Raw genomic sequence first — 15,555 nt, 5'->3', positions numbered from 1 at the left:
GTTCGCAGAGAAAGGATAACACTGCATGCATATTGCAATTATTGGCGCGGGCATAAGTGGATTAATGTCTGCGCTGGAGTTGGTTGAACAAGGCTGTAAAGTCAGCATTTTTGATCAACAACAAGCGGGACAAGCAGCCTCTTGGGCTGGCGGAGGTATTCTTTCTCCGATGTACCCGTGGCGTTATGTGCATGCAGTGAACCAACTTGCTCAATTTGGTAAAGCCTCTTATCAAGCATGGAACCAAAAGCTCTACCCTGTTACAGGAATTGATTTTGAAATACATGACACAGGCATGCTGATTTTTGATGAAGAAGATTTTGACGTTGGGCTTTCCTACGCCGAGCAGCATCAAGAACCGATGCAACGCTGTGAATATTTACAGCGCGATGCCCTAGAACAAGTTAATCCACATATTTCCGATCAGTTTCAAGAAGCCATTTATTTCCCTGAACTATCTAATATTCGTAACCCTCGCGTATTACAGTCTCTCATTAGTTATTTAAAACAACATCCAAATGTTGAGTTTTTTGAACACGCTGCTGTCAAAAAACTAATTCAACAAGGTGATGTGATACAGGCGCTACAAACCGAAGATGGTCGCAAACACACAGCAGATCATTTTGTAATAACTTCGGGCGCTTGGAGCCATTACTGGAACTCACAATTACAACTCGACATTCCAGTCGAACCTGTTCAAGGTCAAATGCTGTTATTTAAAACCCCTGCTCACTGGCTACCGACCATGTGTATGAATCGAGTCATGTATTTGATTCCACGTATGGACGGGCATATTGTCTGTGGGTCTAGCATGGCACATCGTGGCTTTGACACTTCTACCGACGAAACGACTCAGCACAATATTTTAGAAGCATGTTTAGAAATGGTGCCTGAACTGGCCGATTTCCCGATCGTACAGCGCTGGGCAGGCCTTAGACCAAGCTCACCAAATGGCGTTCCCTATATTGGCAAAATGCCTGAAATGGATAACCTCTGGGCAAACTTTGGTCATTTTAGAAATGGTCTCTGTATGGGCGCAGGCTCTGCGCAATTGCTCCGTCAGCTTATGCTGGGTCAACCGACATTAGTTGATGCAAAAGCATATTCCCCAAAGCGTTTGCAAAATAAAATCTTAGCCTGACGCGAGTATATTCTCTAAAGCCATTTTTAACTGAGGATAAGTAAACTCAAATCCTTCAGCTTGTAAGGCAGCAGGTTTAACGTATTGACCATTTAAAATCAATTGCGACTGTTCTGCTAACAAACAGCGAAAAACCGTGCTTGGTGCTGACAACATTGGTTTCTTATTAAGTACCGCAGCAGCTTGCTCAACAAATACCTTTTGAGTCACGTTTTCTGGTGCCACCACATTATGAACTTGAGCAGATTGAGGATGTTTAAATATAAACTCGATGGCGTTTAATACGTCTTCAATGTGTACCCACACCACAGGCTGACGACCATGACCAATTTGACCGACTAAATTGAGGCGTATAGGAAATAACATTTTAGGCAAAATGCCACCGCCCTGCCCAAACACTACGCCTAAACGAATAATTTTAGTATTTTGCTGAGTATCTGCTAAAGCTGCTCGTTCCCATTCTTGGCAAAGCTCGGACATAAAAATAGGCTGTGGCGAGCTTTGTTCGATGCACACCTCTGCCCACTTTTCTTGAACATCAATCCCGTAATAACCAATCGCTGAACCAGAGACAATTACTTCGGGGAAAATTTGAGATTGCTTGAGCCACGCATACAATTTTCGGGTCGTATTTACACGGCTTTCGATGAGTTGTTTTTTACGTGACTCGGTCCAGCGTTTCTCGCCAATATTTGCACCAGCCAAATTCACCACATAGTCAATTTGACGGGTCGTAATATCTTCAAACTTTTGTACCCACTGCAAGGCAGGATGGTCAGATTCCTTTCCAGCCTGCCGTGTAACAGCAATCACATTATAATTTTTTTGTAATAGGAACTTAATTAAGTGCGTTCCGATAAAACCACTAGCACCCGTGATTAATACATTCTTATTCATATTTCCTCCTAAGCTGAGGACAATTGTTTTATTTCATTATATAAAACTCATTTATATTTAATCGTAGCTGTTTTTGTAGTGATCTATTGTACATTCAACATTTTGCCAGCCATGCGTTGTGCCTGTTTGCCATAAAACCAGTAGGTAATTAAATAAAGCGGAATAGCCAGCATTAAAATCATAATGACCATAATACTTAAGAACTGAGGCTGCTTGAGGTAAAGCATAAAGTTTTGCAAAATTTCAGGGTCTTGTCTTGAAAATAAAAACAAACCAAATAAAACACCGCATAAGTTATAGCCCCAGAATATGAGGGTAAACCCTAAAGTAAATTTCTTTTTTTCTGGTACAGTCGGAGCACGGCGTTCTTTCTTTAAAAATCTGAATAAGACAAAAATCATTGCACCTAAATATGGAACGGCTGTTAAAATACCACCTACATTCGCTGGCAATAGTGCTGCAACAACGCCTACAATTAAGGTAAGTATGATGCATATAGCAAAAAACCAGAGAAAGTAAGAACGTAATTTGGTCATATTTTTGCCTAATTTATGGGTTCAAAAAATAATTATAAATTTTTTTCGATTTTTTTTCATTTTTCTGTCAACCAATCCGAATCTCTTGACGTTATATAGAGTAACAAGGTCGCAGCAACCGAATACTTCCTTTGCACGGCATCCGCAAAATTGTTTCGGTGACCTTTCATTACGACTCTTTCTTCCTTCAGATTAGGTTTTGTTAGCAGCCAAACCCTTGATGAAGTCTTTGACCGACGATTCTCTCATCACTCGAATCGTCGGTTTTTATTTTCTAGCACGTTCATTTTACGCTCAACATACACAATCGTTATTTCATAGCCATGAAAGGCATGCGTATACTTTTTACATCATAAAAATATGTTTTAAATAATATGAACAACATTGCCTATTTTGAAATCCAGTCTTCAAACCCTGCTCGCGATGCGCAGTTTTATGAAGCTGTGTTTGGTTGGCAATTTAAACTTGATGAAAGCTTACCAATTGAATATTACCGTATTGAAACCCCTTCAATTATGGGCGGTCTTTTAAAACGTCCCGCTCAAACGCCTCCAATGGAATATGGCACCAACGCATTTACCTGTTCAGTTCATGTGGAAAACTTCGATGAAGTGGCTGCAAAAATTTTAGCCCAAGGCGGTATTGTCGCAATGGATAAATTCGCTATTCCGGGCCGTGCTTGGCATGGTTACTTTGTCGATTTAGACCACAACGTTTTTGGTATTTTTCAAGCCGATGAAAATGCAGCTTAAAGATTTTATCTAATAGCTCTATTTATTTTAATTTATAGCCACCGCCTTTTTATCGGTGGCTATTTCATATTAATTATTCAGCAAAGCTAAAAGTGGCTTCACATGTAATTGGAAAATTTACCGAATTGGCAATCATACATTCATGATGTGCTTCTTCATGCAGTTTTGCAGCAAGCCCTTGGTCAGCACCTTTTTCCAAAACAACTTTGGGCCTTAAAATAATGTGGGTAAAGTGACCGCGTTTAACGGGATCTGCATCTTCCATAAATCCAAGCGCATGGTCGATATAACTCACAACGTGAATATGATTGACTGCACATAGGTGCAAATACCAAAGCTTATGACAAGCTGAAGCTGAAGCGACCAATAAATCTTCTGGATTCCATCTGGTCACATCACCTAAATAGGCTGGGTCTGAGGAACCTTGAATGGTAGCCTTTTGCGGATGCTGAATACTAAAGTCTCGTTTATATGAACGATAAGATGAAGTACCTGTGCCCGTATTGCCTTCCCACTGTATTTTTACTTCATATTTATGAATAGTCATTTTGTTCTCAAAGTTCTTGATTTGACCTGATAGTAACAAAGCGGCGTTTAAAGTGAACAATTTAATTCAGGTTTTACGGTAGGCTTAAATAACGAGCACTTTAAAATGTCTTGATAAAATCTCCTGCCAATTTATGCTAACGTATCTGTGTTTATTTTGGCTTGATGTCTGTTTCTATGTCCGTACATTTTCTACATACTTCTGACTGGCATTTGGGGCAGTTTTTTTATAATCATTCACGCCACTACGAACACCAACAATTTTTAAGCTGGTTACTCACTCAAATTCAAGAAAAACAACCGCATGCCCTGCTTATTGCTGGCGATATTTTTGATGTTATTAACCCAGGTTCTCAAGCACAAAAGCAACTCTACCAATTTTTAGCAGATGCACATCGTATTGCACCGCACATGCAAACGCTCATGATTGCCGGCAACCATGACTCAGGCTACCGAATTGAACAGGTCGAACCGCTTTTAGAAAAATACAATGCAAAAACCGTGGGTGTAGTTCGCTGGAATAAAGATAAAACTCTAGATCTCGATCGGCTACTTTTACCTATTTATAATCAAAATCAAGATATTGTGGCATGGTGTCTTGCCCTGCCTTTTTTACGCTCGGCCGAAATTACGGGCTTTAATGAACATACCACCAACAGTAAAAATGCGATTGCCTATTTGCATCAGCAACTCATTGCTGAAGCCAAACGTCGCAAGACATCAGATCAAGCGCTTATTTTGATGTCGCATGCCCACATGCAAGGTGGGGAAACATCCGACTCTGAACGCCCAATTATTATTGGTAATGAAGAAGCGCTTTCAACGACATTATTTGAAGATGCTGTTGACTATGTCGCTTTAGGGCACTTACATAAACCACAAAAAGTAGGTCAGCCGCATATTCGCTATAGTGGCTCACCCATTCCGCTGTCTTTTAGTGAAATTAACTATAAGCATCAAGTGGTTGAGGTCAAAATTGACCCAGCTCAAAACACAGACAGCCGTTTGCAATTTGAAGCTGTCGAAATTCCACGTTGCATACAATTGCACCGCATTCGTGGTGAACTAAACGAAGTGCTGCAACAACTCAAAGCCTTGCCTCACGGCTTGATTGAAAATATTGACCACCGTGAATATGTCGATATTGAATATTATAGTTTAACACCGCCGCAGCCGAACTTACGCCAGCAGTTTGAAGCAGCTCTACCACCTGACCGCTATCGTTTAGTACGTATTTCACGTCAATATATAAACAAAGACGCTACCGATTCAAATACTACTCAACAAATCGCCCTTGAACCGCCAACACCAGAAAAACTCTTTCAAAATATCTGGGAAAAACAAGGTTACAGCGCCGATGATTCAGTCTTAAAAGATTTTCTCAGTCTGGTACAAGAAGCAGAAAAAAATCTTGAAAATGATGCAACCCCTTAAGGATATGTCATGAAAATTTTATCCATTCGAATAAAAAATCTGGCATCTCTTTCTGATGAACACTTTATTGATTTTGAAAGCGCACCTCTAGCCCATGCAGGTCTCATTGCGATTATGGGAAAAACGGGGGCTGGTAAGTCGACCATTTTAGATGCCATGTGTCTGGCTTTGTTTAATCGAGTTCCGCGCCTAAAAGACAGTGATGGCAAATTAAAAGATGTCGATGGTTCAGAGTTACTCACTAACTCTCCTTTAACTGTCTTACGCCGTGGTACAGGTCATGGTTTTGCTGAGCTTTGCTTTATTGCGCAAGATCAAAAACGTTATTTGGCTCGTTGGGAAATTAAACGTGCACGTGAAAACCCAAATGGTAAATTGCAAAGTGTGCAGCGCCACTTAAAATGCTTGACCGATGGGGTGGTACTTGCCGACAAAGCAAAAGCGGTTGATGAAAAAGTTAAACAAATTACCCAGCTTTCATTTGAACAGTTTACTCGTGCGGTATTGCTTGCTCAGTCAGAAGTCACTGCATTTTTAAAAGCACGAGACAGCGAACGTGGCGAGTTACTTGAGTACCTGACCAACTCCAGTATTTTCGCCAAAATCGGTGAACTCGCTTTTCGTAAAACAGCAGATATTGCAAAACAGCGTAAACAGCTTGAAGAGTTCTTAGGCCATATTGAAATTTTGTCTGATGAAGAGATTGCTGCATTTACCGAACAATATCAGCAAGCCAAAAAAAACCATCAACAGTTAGAACAACAAAAACATGTCTTAGACAAACAGCAACAATGGTTTGAACGCAAAGCAAAACTTGAGCAAGAAGTTCAGGCTAAACAGCAACAGTTTCAAACCCAGCAAAATCATCATCAACAATTGGCTAGTGAACGTGAGCAATTAAAACGACTCGAAGTTTTCTCTGAAATACGCCCACAAGTTTTTCAGCAAGCTCAAAACTTACAAACGTTACAACAACTTGAGCCACAAATTCAGCAAGCTCAGACCAAATTTAATGACCTGCTACAAGTTTTTGAAACGGAACAAAAACAATATCAACTTGCAGAAAAACAGCTCAAACACACGCTCGATTTTGAGCAACAGCATCAACAAGCTTTAAATCAAGTTCGACAGTCCATTCAAGAACGCGCATTTATTGCCGATGAATATAAAAAGTGCAAAGAAAAGAAAAATGTACTTGAGCAGAAACTCAGTCCACTGCAACAACAGCAAAACATTGTGCAACAGCAGATTGCACAGCTTGAGCAGAACAAAATTTATTTACAACAGCAGCTTACTCAGACTCAGCAATACGCTGTATTAGACAAAGGACTTTCAGCACATCTACATCAGCTTGGACAATTTATTCAAAATTATGAAGCAGTTGAACAACAGCTTGGAAACCCTACTCTTGCTCGTCAAAAGCTATCGGAAGCTAAAAGTGAACTCGAACAACTGACAGCCTTACTAGGCACAGTTGAACAAATTGATTTAAAACTTGAGCAACAGCGTAAAGATAAAGATCAGAAACTTGCCCAAATCATGCAGTTAGATCTAATTCAGCACAAAATAAAAATTTATCATGAGCTCTATGCTGAGCTTCAGCAATTCACTGAAAAACATACTCAAACCTCTGCGCAAGAGCAGCAACTTAAAACCCTTTGCCAGTTAGCTGAGCAAGAGTACCAAACAGCAAAAACTGAACGTGAAAAGTTACAGCACATTTTACAACAGCAGCGTTTATTACACACAGAAAATATCGAAAAATTACGGGCCGATCTTAAAGACGGCGAAGCTTGCTTAGTGTGTGGAAGCACAGATCATCCCTATCGTGTTGATGACAATGCAGTTTCTAAAGCTTTATTCGACTTGCAGCAACAACAAGAGCAACAGGCAGTAGCGTTAGAGCAAACTAAATTTAATACATGGCAAACCCAACAACAAACACTGACCCAGTGTAGTGCCGAGCTTGAACAAGTTCAAAAGTACTTAACTCAACTTACAGCCAAACAATCAAGCTTGCAGCAAGAGCTTGAGCAAGCGTTTAACCTCAATCAATTACACATTGAGCTTAATCAAGCTCCTGAACAAATCTTGCAAACGCTTAACGAACTCAGACAAGCCGCGCAAACTGCCATAAATTCATTTGACTCAGAAAACTTTCGCTTAACCCAAGCGATAAAACAACATAATCAATTTGTTCAAGCTATTCAGCATAATGAAAGCTTGCTCAATACGGCACAGCAATGGCAACAACAAGTTCAGCATATTGTTGAGTGTTTATCGGAAACTGAACAACACGCATGGCAGCAAGCAAGTAGCCAAACAGCTAAGCAGACTTGGACTATTCTTGATGCACGCGCCAAGCAACTTGAGCAACAAGAACAGCTTGCACAGCGTTTTGAACAGCAGCAACAAGAACTTAAAATGTTAGTTGCCAATCTTGAGCAATTAACCAAGCAAATTGATGAGATCGATCAAAATCTCAAAGAGATTACGCTTAAAGGCCAACAAAATAATGAAAAAGCGGTGTCACTCATTCAACAAATGACTGGCCGCTCTGATATTAAACCGCACGAATGGTTAATTGAGCACGACGCTAAACGTCAGCAGCAACAAACGGCGTATCATGAAGCTAAACAACTTTTCGAACAAACCAGACAGCACTTTGAACAGCAAAAGCAGGCGCTTGATCAACTTAAACATCAACATCAACACACCTCGCAACATCAGCAGCAGGTTGATGAGCAAATTCAAAACTGGTTAAAGGCCCACGCTGATTTTCAAGCCTCTGATCTTACAGCGCTCATGCAAATTAATTCAGCCCAAGAGCAAGACATTCGTAACCGACTTAATCATGCCGAGCGTTTATTAAGTGAAGCTTCTTCTGCCCTTAAGACCATGCAAGAGCAATTAAGCGAGCACTTACAAACTCAGTCAGATATTGAACATGAAAAGCTTGTTAGCCTCATTCAAGACAATATTGCAGAGCTTAAAGCCCAACTTGAAGTACGTGATCGGCTTAAGCTTAAGCTTGAAGTGCACCAACAAAACCTTGCCAAACAGCAACAATACGGCGAGCAAATTCAGAATATTCAGCAAGAAGAACATCGCTGGAGCAAAATTTCAGGCTTGATTGGCGACGCTAAAGGTAAAGAGTTCCGCGATTATGCACAGCAATATCATTTAGATATTTTAGTTGAACATGCGAATCAACAACTGGCGATGCTGTCGCAACGTTATACGCTAAAACGCCTAGATCAATCTTTAAGTCTTGCGATTATTGACCACGACATGGATGGAGAAACTCGCTCTGTCGCTTCTTTATCTGGTGGTGAGTCATTCTTAACTGCACTGGCCTTATCATTGGCAATCGCCAATATGGCCTCGGGTTCAATGAAAATTGAATCACTGTTTATTGATGAAGGTTTTGGTACTTTGGATGCCTCATCTTTGCACATGGTCATGAATGCTTTAGACCAATTGCAAAATCAGGGTCGGCAGGTCATTCTTATTTCACACATTCAAGAAATGCATGAGCGTATTCCAGTACAAATACAAGTGAAACCACTTGGTGCTGGTGCAAGTACCATTGAGGTCGTGGGTTAATTAAGTAAGTTCTTTATCTCAATCTTTATTCAATTTTATATAACAAAGGGGCGTTTCATTTACGCCCCTTTGTTTATTGTATGGTCTTAGTCTTGTACTAATTTTTTATTTTTAAAACATCAAAAATTAATTCACGCAGAGTACTACAATTGCGAAACCAATACAGTACAGACCAAATAAATGCCAGCGGCCATGCTCTAACCATGAAGACAACCATTTTAGCGCCAAAAGACCAGCACCAAAGCTAAAGCACATACCCAACAAGCTTGGAACCATCGAATGGAACACTTGTCCATGAGCTACAGTTTGTAAGCCTTGGGCATGAACTAAACGATATAATTCTTTTAAAATTACTGCTGGTGTTAATACCACAGCCAACGCAAAACTGAACTCTTCAGCCTTTTGGCGAGATACACCTAAAAATAGCCCTGTAGAAATGGTTGCACCAGAACGTGAAAAGCCACGGAAAGGTAAACATAACGCCTGCACTGCCCCAATAATAGAAGCACTACGCAAACTAATTTCACCTTGCTGGCCGCGATCTAAACGCGAAGATAAAATAATCAGGACACCTGCCGAAATCAGCGCAGCCGCCATGAGTTTAGAGTTACTAAACAAGTGCTCAATTTCGAAACTACTCGCGCCACCGAAGAACACATGTTTAATCATAGATTGGAGCGCTAAACCAAGCACGCCTGTAATGAGCGTTGCCAAAATAATATAGAAGGCTTGTTTTTTAAAACTTTCCCAAGAAGAAAAATAGGTCTTACGCCAAGATTTCCAAAAGTAAACGATCACTGCAAACATTGTACCTGTATGCAACATTACAAGTAAGAATGTCATGTCAGGTGCAGATGGATCATACCCCATGAGCTTTTCAGCTAAAATAACGTGTGCGGAACTAGAGACCGGCAATAATTCAGCAAAACCCTGAATTACCGCCAGAATGAAAACATGCAACAAATCCATACATTACACACTCAAATATTAAAATATCTGGTTTATAAATGAGGAAAATTAAATTTAAATTAACTGATTACAGTTCCACCACAAAATATTTAGCTAACCCGTAAAAGTTATTTTTTCTCAATCGGGTCACGCTTACCAAACAAAGCTGTACCTACACGGACCATGGTTGAACCTGCTGCAATTGCAGCATCTAAATCGCCTGACATTCCCATGCTTAATGTATCCCAGTCTTGCGCATGAGCATGTTGCCCTTTCACCTCATCAAATAGCTTTTTAGCATCTGCGAAAGCAGCGGTATTGTCTGGTGCCGGAATGACCATTAAGCCACGTAGTTTAATTTTCGGCAGTTGACTTATTTGAGCAACCAATTCAGCAACTTCTTCTGGTGCACAGCCATCTTTACTGTCTTGTCCATCAATATTCACTTGCAAACAAATATTAAGTGGAGCTTGGTCATCACCACGTTGGTTAGATAATCGCTCTGCAATAATCAAACGGTCTACACCATGTACCCAATCAAACTTTTCAGCCAAATGCTTAGTTTTGTTGCGTTGAACATGACCAATAAAATGCCATTCAATATCTAAGTCATGCAGAGCTTCAATTTTGTCCAAAGCTTCTTGTAAATAATTTTCGCCAAATGCCTTTTGCCCAGCTGCATACATTTCACGCAATCTTTCACTTGGATGTGTTTTTGATACGGCTAAAAGTTGCACAGTTTCAGGCGCACGCTGAGCATGTTCACAAGCAGTTTTAATTTGCTGTAATACGTGCTGCCGCGCATCTTGCAGGTAATTCATTGACAAGGTTCTCATTTTCAAAAAACTTTTTTGCTTTTCACCTAAAGCGAGGTGTTGGTAAGCCTCAGTGAAAGCCGTATATTATTCTACAAAATAATGACATATTTTGATTTACTTGGGGAAATTATGGATATTACAGAGCTACTCGCCTTCTCTGTGAAAAATGGCGCTTCCGATTTACATTTATCTGCTGGCATGCCACCAATGATTCGTGTCGATGGTGAAGTTCGCCGTATTAACTTACCAGCCTTAGAACATAAAGATGTCCACCGCCTTGTGTACGACATCATGAACGATAAACAGCGCCGTGACTATGAAGAAAAACTCGAAACAGACTTTTCTTTTGAAGTACCTAATGTTGCACGTTTCCGTGTGAATGCATTTAACCAAAACCGTGGTGCTGGCGCAGTATTTCGTACCATTCCATCTAAAGTACTCACCATGGAAGATTTAGGCTTAGGTCAAATCTTTAAAGACATTTGTGACTATCCTCGCGGGATTGTCCTAGTTACAGGTCCAACAGGTTCGGGTAAATCAACCACGCTTGCAGCGATGATGGACTACATTAACGAAAACCGTTATGACCATATTTTAACGGTTGAAGACCCCATCGAATTTGTACACCAGTCAAAAAAATGCCTCATTAACCAACGTGAAGTCCATCGTGATACACATGGCTTTAATGAAGCACTTCGCTCAGCACTGCGTGAAGACCCTGATATTATTTTGGTCGGTGAGATGCGTGACCTTGAAACAATTCGTTTGGCCCTTACAGCTGCCGAAACAGGTCACTTGGTATTTGGTACGCTTCATACCACATCTGCCGCTAAAACCATTGACCGTGTAATTGACGTATTCCCTGCCGAAGAAAAAGACATGGTACGTGCCATGCTGTCTGAATCTTTGCAAGCTGTTATTTCGCAAACCCTGCTTAAAAAGAACGGCGGCGGTCGTGTGGCAGCACATGAAATCATGATTGGTATTCCTGCCATTCGTAACTTAATCCGTGAAAACAAAGTCGCACAAATGTATTCAGCTATTCAAACTGGTGCTAACTATGGCATGACAACGCTTGATCAAAGCTTAAAAGGTTTAGTGTCACGTGGCGTAATTAGCCCACAAACTGCACGTACTGCGGCAAAACAGCCTGAATCATTCCTATAAAAATAACAAAATAGCGAGAGTACAATTATGGATTTTAATGACTTGCTCAATCTGATGGTTGAAAAAAAATCATCGGATCTTTTTATTACAGATGGCGTTGCACCATCTATGAAAATTAATGGTCAAATTGTTCCCATTTCAAAGAATAGCCTTTCTGGCGAAGTGATTGGACAGCTCTTACATTCGATTATGAGTGAGAAGCAGCGTAAAGAATTTGCGGACACTCGTGAATGTAACTTTGCCATCATGAACCGCGATAAAACGGCACGTTTTCGTGTGAGTGCTTTTCAGCAACGTGACATGCCGGGCATGGTTCTACGTCGAATTGAAACGAAAATTCCTTCGATTGATGACTTACAGTTACCCTCTGTGCTTAAAGATTTATCAATGACCAAACGCGGCATTATTATTTTTGTAGGCGCAACAGGTACTGGTAAATCGACTTCGTTGGCTTCAATGATCAGCCATCGTAACCATAACTCTAAAGGTCATATCATTACTATTGAAGACCCGATTGAGTTTATTCACGAACATGCAGGCTGTATTATTACTCAGCGTGAGGTCGGTATTGATACTGACTCATTCGAAATTGCTTTGAAAAATACTTTACGACAAGCACCCGATGTCATCTTAATTGGTGAGATCCGCTCTCGTGAAGTAATGGACTACGCGATTGGCTTTGCTGAAACAGGTCACCTTGTATTAGCCACAATGCACGCCAACAACGCTAACCAAGCACTCGACCGTATTATTCACTTCTTTGAAAGTGACCGTCATAGCCAGCTCTACATGGACTTATCACTTAATTTAAAAGCTATGATTGCACAGCAGCTTATTCCAACGCCAGATGGAAATTCACGCCGTGCGGCGATTGAGATTTTAATTAACTCACCATTAATTTCAGACTACATCCGTAAAGGTGAAATTCATGAAATTAAGGACTTAATGAAACGCTCACGTGAACTCGGTATGCAAACCTTTGACCAGGCTTTATTTGACTTATATAAAACAGGTCAAATTACTTATAAAGATGCGCTTAAACATGCCGACTCACCAAACGATTTACGTTTGACGATTAAGCTTGCAAATGAAGGCCCAGATCAAATTGCAGAAGAAAAACAGCATTTGACTTTTGACCGCCAGTAATTTCTTCATAAAAAAAGGAAGGTTAAACGTAACCTTCCTTTTTTATTTGTTTTCTTTATGTGAAAACGATTATTTCTTGCGCAATGCATCCTGACATTCAGGTTCATTACAGTAACCATAGAGATTTAACGAGTGACCTGTTAAGGTAAACCCATGTTGGTCTGCTACAGCATGCTGTTCTTTCTCGATAACATCATTAGTAAATTCAATAACTTTGTTACAGTTTTGGCAAACTAAGTGATCGTGGTGATCTTCTTGCATAATTTCGAAAACAGAATGGTTATTTTCAAAATGATGACGTTGAATAATGCCCGCAGCTTCAAATTGTGTTAACACACGGTAAACTGTCGCAAGGCCGACATCTTCCCCTTGCTCTAACAAAGTCTTGTAAATATCTTCAGCGCTAAGATGATGTTGTTTTGAATTTTCTAATAATTCCAAAATCTTAATTCGTGGAAGGGTAACTTTAAGTCCAGCTTTGCGCAAATCTTGATTGGAAATAGGCATGAAAAAAGGTCTCTCAACAAATCTCAAGTTGGAATAGGCAATAGAATTTAGATGAAGTATGATCTATCCTTTGATCAAATGCATCATAATTTATTGGGATAGTGTAGCAAAATGCAAAAACTCGTGCTGACGTTATTCGTCACTTCACTCCTAGCTGGTTGTTCAATCTTTGGTGTATATAAGGTTGATATTCCTCAAGGGACTCCATTGACTAAAGCTCAAGCCTCTCAAGTACAAGTCGGCATGAATTTCCAGCAAGTGCGCTTTTTGCTTGGTAGCCCAACAGTGACTGATCCTCTCAATCCACAACGTTGGGACTATATTTACAACTATATCCCGGGAACATATGCTAAAAAAGCGAAAATCCCCGCAGCACATGGTCAGCATTTAAAAATTTACTTTGATAGTACTGGAACTGTAACTAAAATTGAAGGTTTAGAAACTATTCCAGAATCGCAACCAGGTTTACCAGCTTCGAAAGAAGCGATTTTAACTGCTCCGCCACTATAATCGTTTTTTCTAATAAAAAGAAACCCCTCAAGTGAAAAAACTTGAGGGGTTTTGCTTATTGAGCTGATTGCTTAAAGCGATTACTTTTAATGTAACGGCCTACAGGGTTCTTCGCTGCACGATTACGGCGGATGTCTTTTGGATTAATTGTTAAAGGTCTATAAACCTCAACTCGATCACCCGCATGTAATGCTGTATCCGCTTCTACTTTTACTCCAAAAACACCGAGCTGAAGAGGTTCTGGCAATTCAACTTGATTTAACAAACCACTTGCTTGTACTGCCTGCAAAGCACTCATGCCCTCTACAAATGGAATAGAAATGAGAAACTGTTGTTCTGGTGCGGCAAAAGCCACCCAAACTTGCTGAGTACGTTCCATTAAAGACTTTGTCCAATTACGGCAACCATTGCCAGAACAATTGAAAGTGGCAAAACAATTCGTACAGCAATACGCCATAAATTATAGAAAAGCTCGTTGCTGAAATTCATTGATTTACGCAAATGGCTAATTTTCATAATCCAGCCAGCAAAAATGGCATAGATCAAACTAATGAGTAAGCCCCAAAGCATAAGAATTAGCGTAAATAAGTGATGAAGTTCAGGCACCGCCCAAACTGCAATGGCAACAACAAGAATTACCCACTGTAAAACAATCATGAGCTGACGCTGAGCTAATTGTTCTCGCGCCAATTGCACAAATAGCGCAGATGTCATCACACCTGTAAATATCCACGTCAAAACAGGTAATTGAGCTTGAAGCGAAAAGAAGCCAAAAGCAATTACAGCAATGAGCTGGGCCAACCAAATTGGCAGCACAGTTTTAGTTGCACCGTCTTCTGCTTTAACTGTACCCACTGTATTTTGCCAGTAAAGTCCTAAACCCAAACCGCTCGCTACAAGAGCAAGTACAGTTGCATTACCCCACTCTTTGAACTCAACATTGGTCCAATGCCAAGGTTGTAAAGTCGTTCCCATCATGTTTGCCAACACAATAGAAGCAATTACTCCAACAGTCATTAATAAAATAAGAATTTGACGTGGAATAAAAGATAGTACTAAGGCAGCAACAGCAAGGCCTGCAAAAATAATTTGCCCAGAAATACTTGGAGCAAATTGTGCAACTAATATATTGCTTGCAGTGCTCAAAACATTACCAGCTAAGAAAGGAATAAAAACAACAGCAAGCCAGCCAACCACACGCCATTTAGATGAACTATCTGCTTCACGAGTTAGACTCGATAGCGCATTTAAAGCGGTCGTTTTAGATCGTTTTGCTAAAGCAATTTCCAAATAACAAACTGGTAATGCCAATAACAACATTGTACCAAACCACAATAACCAGAAATCGAGCTGACGATCAATCTGGATGCCCATAGTTGGGGCCAAAGTAGCCATGATGACAAAAGATAAGCAAAACGCCATAAGAGGCGATAACCAACGTGACATAGGTATGTCCTGCATTATGCATTCCTTGAAAAAGTCTATAGATATTTTGCCCGTCTCATGCATGAAAATCAAAGTTTGCGCCATAAAAAAAGCAAACCACC

General features: G+C 40.3%; 15 protein-coding genes. 7 read left to right on the top strand and 8 right to left on the bottom strand.

Annotation, left to right across the window (positions count from 1 at the left end):
- Window positions 1–25: 25 nt before the first annotated feature.
- The gene (locus tag ACLCEG_RS15245; protein ID WP_410568152.1) at window positions 26–1,141 is read left to right on the top strand and encodes an NAD(P)/FAD-dependent oxidoreductase; all 1,116 of its coding nucleotides are present in this window, start codon (window positions 26–28) and stop codon (window positions 1,139–1,141) included.
- Here ACLCEG_RS15245 and ACLCEG_RS15240 read toward each other — a convergent pair.
- Both ACLCEG_RS15240 and ACLCEG_RS15235 read right to left on the bottom strand, forming a co-directional pair.
- Window positions 1,133–2,038, bottom strand: a complete 906-nt coding sequence (locus tag ACLCEG_RS15240) for a TIGR01777 family oxidoreductase (RefSeq protein ID WP_410568150.1) — start codon at window positions 2,036–2,038, stop codon at window positions 1,133–1,135. The two genes, ACLCEG_RS15245 and ACLCEG_RS15240, sit on opposite strands and share 9 nt — an antisense overlap.
- A gap of 83 nt (window positions 2,039–2,121) precedes the next feature.
- Window positions 2,122–2,574 carry an ABZJ_00895 family protein gene (locus ACLCEG_RS15235; protein ID WP_410568148.1) on the bottom strand — a complete coding sequence of 151 codons (453 nt, stop codon included), beginning with the start codon at window positions 2,572–2,574 and terminating at the stop codon, window positions 2,122–2,124.
- A gap of 374 nt (window positions 2,575–2,948) precedes the next feature.
- On the opposite strand from ACLCEG_RS15235, the gene ACLCEG_RS15230 reads away from it, so the two are divergent.
- Entirely contained in the window at window positions 2,949–3,326 is a 378-nt protein-coding gene (locus ACLCEG_RS15230) for a VOC family protein (protein ID WP_410568146.1), read from the top strand.
- A gap of 73 nt (window positions 3,327–3,399) precedes the next feature.
- On the opposite strand, the gene ACLCEG_RS15225 is transcribed toward ACLCEG_RS15230, so the two are convergent.
- Entirely contained in the window at window positions 3,400–3,873 is a 474-nt protein-coding gene (locus ACLCEG_RS15225) for an OsmC family protein (RefSeq protein WP_410568144.1), read from the bottom strand.
- Window positions 3,874–4,037: 164 nt separating this feature from the next.
- Here ACLCEG_RS15225 and ACLCEG_RS15220 point away from each other — a divergent pair, with 164 nt between their 5' ends.
- Both ACLCEG_RS15220 and ACLCEG_RS15215 read left to right on the top strand, forming a co-directional pair.
- The gene (locus tag ACLCEG_RS15220) at window positions 4,038–5,306 is read left to right on the top strand and encodes an exonuclease SbcCD subunit D C-terminal domain-containing protein (RefSeq protein ID WP_410568142.1); all 1,269 of its coding nucleotides are present in this window, start codon (window positions 4,038–4,040) and stop codon (window positions 5,304–5,306) included.
- A 9-nt stretch (window positions 5,307–5,315) separates the two neighbouring features.
- Window positions 5,316–8,912, top strand: coding sequence for an SbcC/MukB-like Walker B domain-containing protein (locus ACLCEG_RS15215; RefSeq protein ID WP_410568140.1), 3,597 nt, complete (start codon window positions 5,316–5,318; stop codon window positions 8,910–8,912).
- Window positions 8,913–9,038: 126 nt separating this feature from the next.
- Here the strand turns inward: ACLCEG_RS15215 and ACLCEG_RS15210 are convergent, their stop codons facing one another.
- Both ACLCEG_RS15210 and ACLCEG_RS15205 read right to left on the bottom strand, forming a co-directional pair.
- Complete coding sequence (locus ACLCEG_RS15210) at window positions 9,039–9,881, bottom strand: undecaprenyl-diphosphate phosphatase (RefSeq protein ID WP_410568138.1); 843 nt, start codon at window positions 9,879–9,881, stop codon at window positions 9,039–9,041.
- Window positions 9,882–9,988: 107 nt separating this feature from the next.
- On the bottom strand, window positions 9,989–10,681 hold the full coding sequence (locus ACLCEG_RS15205; protein ID WP_410568136.1) for a YggS family pyridoxal phosphate-dependent enzyme: 693 nt from the start codon (window positions 10,679–10,681) through the stop codon (window positions 9,989–9,991).
- Between the two features lie 126 nt (window positions 10,682–10,807).
- Here ACLCEG_RS15205 and ACLCEG_RS15200 point away from each other — a divergent pair, with 126 nt between their 5' ends.
- Both ACLCEG_RS15200 and ACLCEG_RS15195 read left to right on the top strand, forming a co-directional pair.
- Window positions 10,808–11,845 carry a type IV pilus twitching motility protein PilT gene (locus ACLCEG_RS15200; protein ID WP_019456823.1) on the top strand — a complete coding sequence of 346 codons (1,038 nt, stop codon included), beginning with the start codon at window positions 10,808–10,810 and terminating at the stop codon, window positions 11,843–11,845.
- A 27-nt stretch (window positions 11,846–11,872) separates the two neighbouring features.
- Window positions 11,873–12,991, top strand: coding sequence for a PilT/PilU family type 4a pilus ATPase (locus ACLCEG_RS15195; protein WP_004703285.1), 1,119 nt, complete (start codon window positions 11,873–11,875; stop codon window positions 12,989–12,991).
- A 69-nt stretch (window positions 12,992–13,060) separates the two neighbouring features.
- Here ACLCEG_RS15195 and fur read toward each other — a convergent pair whose 3' ends face one another.
- Window positions 13,061–13,498, bottom strand: a complete 438-nt coding sequence (gene fur / locus ACLCEG_RS15190) for a ferric iron uptake transcriptional regulator (RefSeq protein WP_004703287.1) — start codon at window positions 13,496–13,498, stop codon at window positions 13,061–13,063.
- Between the two features lie 111 nt (window positions 13,499–13,609).
- On the opposite strand from fur, the gene ACLCEG_RS15185 reads away from it, so the two are divergent.
- Window positions 13,610–14,008, top strand: coding sequence for an outer membrane protein assembly factor BamE (locus ACLCEG_RS15185; protein ID WP_004703289.1), 399 nt, complete (start codon window positions 13,610–13,612; stop codon window positions 14,006–14,008).
- Between the two features lie 55 nt (window positions 14,009–14,063).
- On the opposite strand, the gene ACLCEG_RS15180 is transcribed toward ACLCEG_RS15185, so the two are convergent.
- On the bottom strand, window positions 14,064–14,387 hold the full coding sequence (locus tag ACLCEG_RS15180) for an RnfH family protein (RefSeq protein ID WP_019456825.1): 324 nt from the start codon (window positions 14,385–14,387) through the stop codon (window positions 14,064–14,066).
- Window positions 14,387–15,454, bottom strand: a complete 1,068-nt coding sequence (locus ACLCEG_RS15175) for a hypothetical protein (protein ID WP_134262938.1) — start codon at window positions 15,452–15,454, stop codon at window positions 14,387–14,389. The genes ACLCEG_RS15180 and ACLCEG_RS15175 overlap by 1 nt, the downstream gene beginning before the upstream one ends.
- Between the last annotated feature and the right edge of the window lie 101 nt (window positions 15,455–15,555).

Origin of the sequence: Acinetobacter sp. H1(2024) (assembly GCF_046557555.1) — a bacterium.
GTDB lineage: Bacteria > Pseudomonadota > Gammaproteobacteria > Pseudomonadales > Moraxellaceae > Acinetobacter > Acinetobacter seifertii.
Note: the sequence above shows the minus strand (reverse complement) of the source record. Positions and strands in the feature narration are given on the sequence as shown.

What these genes read in the sequence shown, in the direction of transcription:
- ACLCEG_RS15195 (WP_004703285.1), top strand. Translation starts at nt 11,873, where the DNA reads ATGGATTTTAATGACTTGCTCAATCTGATGGTTGAAAAAAAATCATCG.
- ACLCEG_RS15210 (WP_410568138.1), bottom strand. Translation starts at nt 9,881, where the DNA reads ATGGATTTGTTGCATGTTTTCATTCTGGCGGTAATTCAGGGTTTTGCT.
- fur (WP_004703287.1), bottom strand. Translation starts at nt 13,498, where the DNA reads ATGCCTATTTCCAATCAAGATTTGCGCAAAGCTGGACTTAAAGTTACC.
- ACLCEG_RS15235 (WP_410568148.1), bottom strand. Translation starts at nt 2,574, where the DNA reads ATGACCAAATTACGTTCTTACTTTCTCTGGTTTTTTGCTATATGCATC.
- ACLCEG_RS15180 (WP_019456825.1), bottom strand. Translation starts at nt 14,387, where the DNA reads ATGGAACGTACTCAGCAAGTTTGGGTGGCTTTTGCCGCACCAGAACAA.
- ACLCEG_RS15220 (WP_410568142.1), top strand. Translation starts at nt 4,038, where the DNA reads ATGTCTGTTTCTATGTCCGTACATTTTCTACATACTTCTGACTGGCAT.
- ACLCEG_RS15230 (WP_410568146.1), top strand. Translation starts at nt 2,949, where the DNA reads ATGAACAACATTGCCTATTTTGAAATCCAGTCTTCAAACCCTGCTCGC.
- ACLCEG_RS15225 (WP_410568144.1), bottom strand. Translation starts at nt 3,873, where the DNA reads ATGACTATTCATAAATATGAAGTAAAAATACAGTGGGAAGGCAATACG.
- ACLCEG_RS15245 (WP_410568152.1), top strand. Translation starts at nt 26, where the DNA reads ATGCATATTGCAATTATTGGCGCGGGCATAAGTGGATTAATGTCTGCG.
- ACLCEG_RS15215 (WP_410568140.1), top strand. Translation starts at nt 5,316, where the DNA reads ATGAAAATTTTATCCATTCGAATAAAAAATCTGGCATCTCTTTCTGAT.
- ACLCEG_RS15185 (WP_004703289.1), top strand. Translation starts at nt 13,610, where the DNA reads ATGCAAAAACTCGTGCTGACGTTATTCGTCACTTCACTCCTAGCTGGT.
- ACLCEG_RS15175 (WP_134262938.1), bottom strand. Translation starts at nt 15,454, where the DNA reads ATGTCACGTTGGTTATCGCCTCTTATGGCGTTTTGCTTATCTTTTGTC.
- ACLCEG_RS15205 (WP_410568136.1), bottom strand. Translation starts at nt 10,681, where the DNA reads ATGAATTACCTGCAAGATGCGCGGCAGCACGTATTACAGCAAATTAAA.
- ACLCEG_RS15240 (WP_410568150.1), bottom strand. Translation starts at nt 2,038, where the DNA reads ATGAATAAGAATGTATTAATCACGGGTGCTAGTGGTTTTATCGGAACG.
- ACLCEG_RS15200 (WP_019456823.1), top strand. Translation starts at nt 10,808, where the DNA reads ATGGATATTACAGAGCTACTCGCCTTCTCTGTGAAAAATGGCGCTTCC.